This is a genomic window from Streptomyces sp. NPDC060209 (assembly GCF_042728155.1).
Taxonomy (GTDB): domain Bacteria; phylum Actinomycetota; class Actinomycetes; order Streptomycetales; family Streptomycetaceae; genus Streptomyces.
The window spans coordinates 1-7,193 of sequence record NZ_JBHWZS010000389.1 but is presented as its reverse complement, the minus strand read 5'-3'; the positions used below and the strand labels follow the sequence as shown (position 1 = coordinate 7,193).

The 7,193-nt window shown below is 69.4% G+C and carries 5 protein-coding genes; 2 read left to right on the top strand and 3 right to left on the bottom strand.

What is annotated here, in order from left to right:
- Nucleotides 1–42 precede the first annotated feature (42 nt).
- Both ACFWFI_RS39110 and ACFWFI_RS39105 read right to left on the bottom strand, forming a co-directional pair.
- The gene (locus tag ACFWFI_RS39110) at nt 43–3,270 is read right to left on the bottom strand and encodes an NACHT domain-containing protein (RefSeq protein ID WP_387400111.1); all 3,228 of its coding nucleotides are present in this window, start codon (nt 3,268–3,270) and stop codon (nt 43–45) included.
- Between the two features lie 5 nt (nt 3,271–3,275).
- Nucleotides 3,276–3,635 (bottom strand): trypco2 family protein, encoded by a 360-nt coding sequence (locus ACFWFI_RS39105; protein ID WP_387400108.1) that lies wholly within the window; start codon nt 3,633–3,635, stop codon nt 3,276–3,278.
- Nucleotides 3,636–4,087: 452 nt separating this feature from the next.
- Between ACFWFI_RS39105 and ACFWFI_RS39100 the strand changes: the two genes are divergently transcribed.
- Complete coding sequence (locus tag ACFWFI_RS39100; RefSeq protein ID WP_387400105.1) at nt 4,088–4,810, top strand: M23 family metallopeptidase; 723 nt, start codon at nt 4,088–4,090, stop codon at nt 4,808–4,810.
- 17 nt (nt 4,811–4,827) lie between these two features.
- On the opposite strand, the gene ACFWFI_RS39095 is transcribed toward ACFWFI_RS39100, so the two are convergent.
- Complete coding sequence (locus ACFWFI_RS39095) at nt 4,828–5,412, bottom strand: TetR/AcrR family transcriptional regulator (RefSeq protein WP_387400102.1); 585 nt, start codon at nt 5,410–5,412, stop codon at nt 4,828–4,830.
- 131 nt (nt 5,413–5,543) lie between these two features.
- Between ACFWFI_RS39095 and ACFWFI_RS39090 the strand changes: the two genes are divergently transcribed.
- Nucleotides 5,544–7,133: an MDR family MFS transporter gene (locus ACFWFI_RS39090; protein ID WP_387400099.1), complete on the top strand. Its 1,590-nt coding sequence runs from the start codon at nt 5,544–5,546 to the stop codon at nt 7,131–7,133.
- The last annotated feature ends 60 nt before the right edge of the window (nt 7,134–7,193 follow it).

Here is a 7,193-nt window from a genome sequence, read left to right as displayed (position 1 = left end):
GCCCCGGACCGGCCACGGTCCGGGGCAGCCCCTTTTCGCGTTTCAGTACGCTTCGATGTCCAGCCGATCGCCCAGCGCTTCCGCCCCGAGGAGGGCGGGCTGGTGGGCTCCGGTGACCGTCACACTCAGCCCGGGCCACTCGTGCAGCGGTGTGAGGTCCAGAGCGGCGCCCTGTGCCGAGGCAGCGAGAGTAAGGCGGGTGACTGCGGGGAAGAGGGCGCGCAGACATCCCAGACCCTGCCCGGACGGCGGCGCCTGGACGCGCATTGTTTCGACGGAGGGAACGGGTTCGGCAGCGCCCGGCAGTTCCGCCCAGGGGAAGGAACTGAGTCCCAGCCGGGTGATCCGGGGATGGGCACGGAGCTCGGAGAGCGCGTCGTCGAACACCGTGACGGAGGAGACCGCCAGGTCGGTGAGCGACGTCCATTCGTCGAGGCCGTCGAGGACGAGGGGTAGTGGGCTCTGCACCGAAAGGCTGGTAACCGTGGTGGAGACGGGAATTCCGCTCAGCCGGTCCACGGCGAGGGTGAGGTGCAGTGACGCCAGGCCGGGAAGACCGGCCAGCGGTGCGAGGTGCGTGGGCGGCAGGTGAGGTGTCTCCAGGATGAGGACCGTCAAGGCCCTCAACTCGGCGAGTGCGGCGATGTTCTGGAGGGCGGGCCCGTTGATCGACAGATACCGCAGTGATGCGGCAGAGCTCGTCAAGCAGGCCAGGCCCTTCGTGACTGTGCTGCTGTGGAGCATGAGGAGTTCCAGCTGCTTGTCCGCCAGCGCTTCATGTATCTCCGCTTCGGGGGCGTCGACGAAGAGCGAGAGGTAGTTCACGGACGGCAGCTGGTGCAGTGCCCGCAGGGTGTCCCTTCCGGTCACCGACACAAGAACACCCCCGAGGTCGCAGACGGCCATCACCTCGCGTGCGTACTCCTCGGCGGGGTAGTGGTCCCACCTGAGAGTGAAGTGCTGACCGAGACCGGGGTGCTGCAGAGCCCAGTCACGCGCATACGGGAGGGCGTCGCTCCCACCGACCTCGCCGATCAGGTCCACCACCAGCGCTGCGGCCGGAACGTCGGACGCCAGGTCCTGCGGCGAGGGGAGAAACGCCAGCGCCGTCGTCCCGAGCCCCGCGAGTGCGGTCACCTGTTCGCCGTCGGCCGGCGGGAACAGCGCTGCCGTGCTCTGCCTGACCCGTTCCCGTACCGCCTTGTCCAGCCAGGTGGCGTGCTGCTCGCACAGCGCCGCCAGCACATGGATGTCCGTCCGCGCCTGGGAGCCCTCCTCGCACGCGAGACCGGCATCCAGCAGGCCCTCGACCAGCAGGGGGAGCTCCCGGCGCCCGCAGTGCCCGGCTGCCAGCAGGATCACGTCCTGCCACTGCTCCTCGCCGGCGTGCCGGAGGAGCTCCTTGAGGTGGTCGTCCTCGATCAGTTCCTTCGCGGCGAGGAAGTCCTGGAAGGTGCGGTGGGCGAACTGATAGGTGTCGTCGGTGTGCTCCTGGAGGAGGCCGCTGCGGTTCAGCAGGTGGGTGAGGATCCTCTCCGCCGGGCCCTGTGCGCTCACCCGGTCCATTCCGGGCAGGGCCCGGTCCAGCTGCCTCAGGGCCTGTTCCCGGGTGAACTCGGACTGGCCTTCACGCACCAGCCACACGGCGATGCGCTGGAGGAGCTGGGTGTGCTCCTCGATGTCCATGTCGACGCCCTCGGGGCCTTCGATCCGGCGCCGGCGGTCGCGGTGGCCGAGCAGCATCTCCAGCGCCGAGCGGTACAGCTTCCAGCGGGTCTCCGGCAGGAAACCCTCCCGGAGGCGGTGCAGAGCGCAGATCACCGCGCAGAGGAGCGGAGTGCGGGCCAGGTGCCTGAGGGCGGAGTTCTGGGAGAACTGACGGGCGAGGTCCCGCTCCAGCTCGCCCAGCCTTTCCCGGTCCTCGTCCTCCTCGACCAGCCGCGCAGCCCGGTGCCAGGACGTCACGAAGGACTGGATGTCCGCGTCACGCATGGGCAGGAGCCGCAGCTCCTCGAAGCCCTCGGACCTGAGCCAGTCCGGCTCGACGGCCAGTGGGCGGACCGTGGCGACGCAGCGTGTGTCCGGGTAGCGCAGCAGGAGCTGTGACAGCCAGGTGTGGGCCTGTTCCCGCTCCTCCGGGGGTACCTCGTCCAGACCGTCGACCAGGAGGAGCGCCCGGCCCGCCTCCATCACGCGGCCGGCCCACCCGTCGGGGGCCTCGTCGATGACCAGTCCGGCGGCGCCGGAGAGCTGGGCGGGGCCCGGGAAGGTACTGCCCCGGGCGCGTAGCGTCCGCAGCGGTACGACGAAGGGGACCAGCCCGTTCAGCGGCTCCAGCGCGTCGCTCAGGGTGCGGGCCGAGGCATGGGCGGCCAGCCACCAGAGCAGGGTGGTCTTCCCGGCGCCCGCGTCGCCCCGGAGCAGGACCCGGGGCCGGCCGGCGAGGAGTGCGTCGACGCGCTGGGGCCCGGGGGACGGGGGTGTCTGGGACTGCGCCTCCAGGCTCAGATAGGCCGTGTCCAGGTCCCACTCCGAGTCGTGCCGGCCCAGCTCGTCCAGCCCGAAGATCTTCGTACGCCGGTAGGCGGCGCCGATGGAGGCCGCGTACTCCTCCTCGTACCGGAGGTCCCGGGGGAAGTGCCCGTGGACCTTCTCGTGGCGCAGCCGGGGGCCGCTCTGTTCGTAGACCAGCTGGAACGGCTTCGCCGTCAGTACGGGCCCGAGCGGTACGCACTCGATCCGCCTGCCGCCCCGCTGCTGGGGGACCTGGCGGGCGATCCCGAGCAGGACGTCCCCCGCGAAGACGGGCCCGCCGGAGAGCCCCGCGAGCACGGAGGGCGCCTGATCGGACCGGATGGCCGGTGGCCCGTCGAGGTCGCAGACCAGCAGGTTGCGCATCCGGCCCGCCATGGGCAGGACCGTCGCGGTGTACTGGTCCGCCTCCGCGTGCTTCTCGGCGCCGTACCGCTGGATGCGGGGGAACCCGGTGATCTCGCAGCTGTCCATGGCCTGCCGGGTGTCCACCAGGCCGAGCCGGGCCGGGCCCACCGGAAGGACCGGGCTCGCGGTCTGGAGCAGGGCGACGTCGAGGTCGTGGTCGATCCAGGCCACCGTCGCCGGGACCGGACCCGTGACGTCCGGGTGCGCGAGGTGGCACTCGTTGCCGCTCTTGACCACATGGGCGCACGTCAGCACCAGCCGGTCGGTGAGCAGCACCCCGCTGCCCTGGAGGGCGCCGAAGACGACGACCGTACGGTCCGCGGGCTGCACCGCTCTCACGACCCTGCCGTGCCGCTGCCACCGAAGTGCGCGGTGCTCCCCGCCCCCTCGTCCCCGATCTCCCAGGCCTCCCCGGTCACGGCGTTGCGCGGCGTCAGGGTGAAGCCGACCTTGTGCGTGCTGCCGGTGGACCGCGAGGTGTCGGCGCCCGCCTCGACGACCCAGGCCTTCACCTTGCCGCCCGCCTTGTGCTCCCTGCGGAGTTCGAGGGTGAACTCCATCTGGATGTCGCCCACGGAGAAGGCGAGGGGCCTGCCGGTGGCGCGGCTCGCCGCGTCGACGAGCTGGTTGCGGATCGACTCGACGGCATCGGCGAGCTCGATGCCGTCGAGGCCATGGGTGGTGTCGTCGGCCATCTGTCCCCCCGGGGTGCTGAGCGTGTGCCGGACAGCGTAGTCAGCCCCGGGGGCCGAAGGTCCCGAAACGGACAGGCTTCGGACCCACCGGCGGTGACAAGGCGCACAGGCCCTCGGAGGCCTACTAGGCAGCTTCGGAGAAGTCGGGGTGACAGGGCGAAGGACCTTCGGCCTGCGTCGAGGGAGGCTTTCGGCGTTTTGGCGTATATGCCCGTATTGCTGGCCGGTGTCCCGGAAGGGTGCCTTTGGAGCTGGGGTTAAACCTGCCTCGCGAAAAATATCGGGAAGATCGTCCGCTGCCGCCGGGCCGGTGTCCGCAACGAATTCCCACCCCCCTGACTACGGCTTTTGATCGTAGATGGGGTGTTTGAGTGTTGCCGGGGGTGCGGGTTACCAAGGTGGAGCAAGCCCGGTCGAGCACCGGGTCCAGTCACCCCGGAGGTTCTCCCCGCATGTCGAAGCGCGTTACGTTCCAGCACTCCCGCCGCCCGTCCATGTCCCGCGTCAGTGGCGCCGTCGTGGCCGCAGGCCTGGGTGCGTCGATGGTGTTCGGTGCGGGCGCGGCGTTCGCGTCCGGCACGACGGGCACCGCGGACACCGCGGCCCTCGCCGGCGCGGCCACCGCCGACTCCGTCGCCCAGCAGGCGACCGCCCAGAGCAAGGCCGCCGCGACGGCCAAGGCCGACAAGGCCGAGAAGGCCGACGCCAAGAAGAAGGCGGCCGCGAAGAAGAAGGCCGCGGCCAAGAAGAAGGCCGTCTCGTGGGAGGCCCCGGTCAACCACTACGAGCTGAGCGCCACCTACGGCACCGGCGGCGACCGCTGGGCCCACAAGCACTCCGGTCAGGACTTCGCGGTTCCGATCGGCACCAAGGTCGAGGCCGCGCACACCGGCCGGGTCGTCAAGGCCGGCCCGAACGGTGGCGGCGACGGTCCCGCGTACGGCAACGCCATCGTGATCAAGCACGCCAACGGCAAGTACTCGCAGTACGCGCACCTGTCGAAGATCGACGTCAAGATCGGCGACCGCGTGAAGACGGGCGACAAGATCGCCCTGTCCGGGAACACCGGAAACTCCAGCGGCCCGCACCTGCACTTCGAGATCCGGAACTCGCCGAACTACGGTTCCGCGCTCGACCCGGTCTCGTACCTGAAGTCCGTGCACGTCCACGTCTGACGCGCATCCCGTAGCCGCTAAGCGGCGGGCCCCGGGTCATGGGCCTTGGTCACCAGTTCGATGGCGACCTCGAGAGCAGCCTCGCGCTTCTCCTCGGGGTCGCCTTCGGCGTCTCTGAGGGCGAGCATCCCCGCGTGCATCGCGAAGAGTGCGGTGAAGCAGCGAACCTGGTCCGTGAGCGGGGCGTCGGGATCCTTGATCAGGTCGACCAGGGCGATGACCCGGTGCTTCATGGTGTGGCCGATGCTCAGGTCGCGCACCGTCGCCTGGTTCTCCTGTATGAAGACGAAGAGCGGCGCGGCGGCCTTGAGCGCCTCGCTGTAGCGGACCAGGATCTCCTTCTTGGTCTCCAGGGTCCGCGGCTGCTCCTTGCCCCACGCCACGAGTTCCTCGACCGGCCGGTTCAGGTCGTCGAAAATGCTGCTGAGGATGTCTTCCTTGGTCTTGAAGTGGTAGTACAGCGCCGCCTTGGTGACCTGCAGCTGCTCGGCGATCTCGCGGAGCGACGTCTTCTCGTACCCCTGCTCGGCGAAAAGCTCCAGGGCGACGTCCTGAATGCGCTGGCGGGTGTTGCCCCGGCGCGGCTGCGGCGTGCTGCCCATGCGACTCTCCCAAGAACTTACTTGACGCCCGGCTAGTTACGGGTCTACTTTCCTCAGTGTAGCCAACTAGCCGGGCGGCAAGTAAGTGTCGGGTCGGCGGACCGGGCACCAGGGGATCAGGGGAAGACGACATGGCTGAACTGAAGAAGACGGCGGCCGACCCGGCCGAACCGCGTGCACGCAACATCAGGGTGGTGGTTCTCGCCCTGATGATCACGATGTTGCTGGCCATGCTCGACAACCTCATCGTCGGCACCGCGATGCCGACGATCGTCGGCGATCTGGGCGGCATGGAACATCTGTCCTGGGTGGTCACGGCCTACACCCTGGCCACCGCGGCTTCCACCCCCATCTGGGGCAAGCTCGGTGACCTGTACGGACGCAAGGGCATCTTCCTCACGTCCATCGTGATCTTCCTGATCGGTTCGGTGCTGAGCGGAATGGCTCAGGACATGAGCCAGCTGATCGGCTTCCGAGCGGTCCAGGGTCTGGGCGCGGGCGGTCTGATGGTCGGCGTCATGGCCATCCTCGGTGACCTGGTGCCTCCCCGGGAGCGCGGCAAGTACCAGGGCATGATGGCCGGCGTGATGGCGGTCGCCATGATCGGCGGGCCGCTGGTCGGCGGCGCGATCACCGACCACCTGGGCTGGCGCTGGAGCTTCTACATCAACCTCCCGCTGGGCGCGGTCGCACTCGCCATGGTCACCGCGGTGCTGCACCTGCCCCGCAAGGAGCGGTCGAACGCCAAGGTCGACTACCTGGGTGCCGCGCTCCTCACCGTGGGCATCACCGCGATCGTGCTGGTCACCACCTGGGGCGGCACGGAGTACGCCTGGGACTCGGCCGTGATCATGGAGCTCATCGCGCTCGGCGTGGCCTCCCTCGTCGGCTTCGTCTTCGTGGAGACCAAGGCCGCAGAACCGATCATGCCGCTGCACATCTTCCGCAACCGCAACTTCAGCCTCATGTCGGTGGTCGGCTTCATGGCCGGCTTCGTGATGTTCGGAGCGGTGCTCTTCCTCCCGCTGTACCAGCAGTCGGTCCAGGGCGCGTCCGCGACCAGCTCCGGACTGCTGCTCCTGCCGATGCTGCTCTCGATGATGATCGTCTCGCTCGTCGCGGGCCGGGTCACCACGAGCACCGGCAAGTACAAGATCTTCCCGATCATCGGCAGCATCCTGATGGTCGCCGGCCTGTTCCTCCTCGCCACCATGGACACCGGCACCACACCCCTCACCTCCGGCGTCTACATGGCGGTGCTCGGGGCGGGCATGGGCTTCCTGATGCAGATCACGATGCTCGTCGCGCAGAACAGCGTCGAGCTCAAGGACATGGGCGTCGCCTCGTCCGCGACCACCCTCTTCCGCACGCTCGGCAGCTCCTTCGGAGTCGCGATCATGGGCGCTCTGTTCACCGGACGGGTGCAGGACGAGATGGTGGCGCGTGGGGGCGGCGGAGTGACGGAGAAGTCCGCGCAGCTGGACGCCTCGAGCCTGGCGAAGCTGCCCGACGCCGCGCGTGAGGCGTACGAGTACGCCGTTGCCTCGGGGACGCACATCGCGTTCCTGGTGGGCGGCTCGGTCGCGGTGGTGGCCCTGGTGGCGGCGCTGTTCGTCAAGGAGGTCCCGCTGCGCGGCACGGTGAAGCCGGAGGAGCCCTCGGACGGCGACGGAACGGCGCCCGGCCGGCCCGCGGCGGCGATGGAGTCGCAGACGGTCTGAGCGGTCACCGGCGCGGTGGAGCCCGGCGACGACGAGTGGGCCCCGGAGACGAGATGTCTC

What these genes read in the sequence shown, in the direction of transcription:
- ACFWFI_RS39105 (WP_387400108.1), bottom strand. Translation starts at nt 3,635, where the DNA reads ATGGCCGACGACACCACCCATGGCCTCGACGGCATCGAGCTCGCCGAT.
- ACFWFI_RS39100 (WP_387400105.1), top strand. Translation starts at nt 4,088, where the DNA reads ATGTCGAAGCGCGTTACGTTCCAGCACTCCCGCCGCCCGTCCATGTCC.
- ACFWFI_RS39095 (WP_387400102.1), bottom strand. Translation starts at nt 5,412, where the DNA reads ATGGGCAGCACGCCGCAGCCGCGCCGGGGCAACACCCGCCAGCGCATT.
- ACFWFI_RS39090 (WP_387400099.1), top strand. Translation starts at nt 5,544, where the DNA reads ATGGCTGAACTGAAGAAGACGGCGGCCGACCCGGCCGAACCGCGTGCA.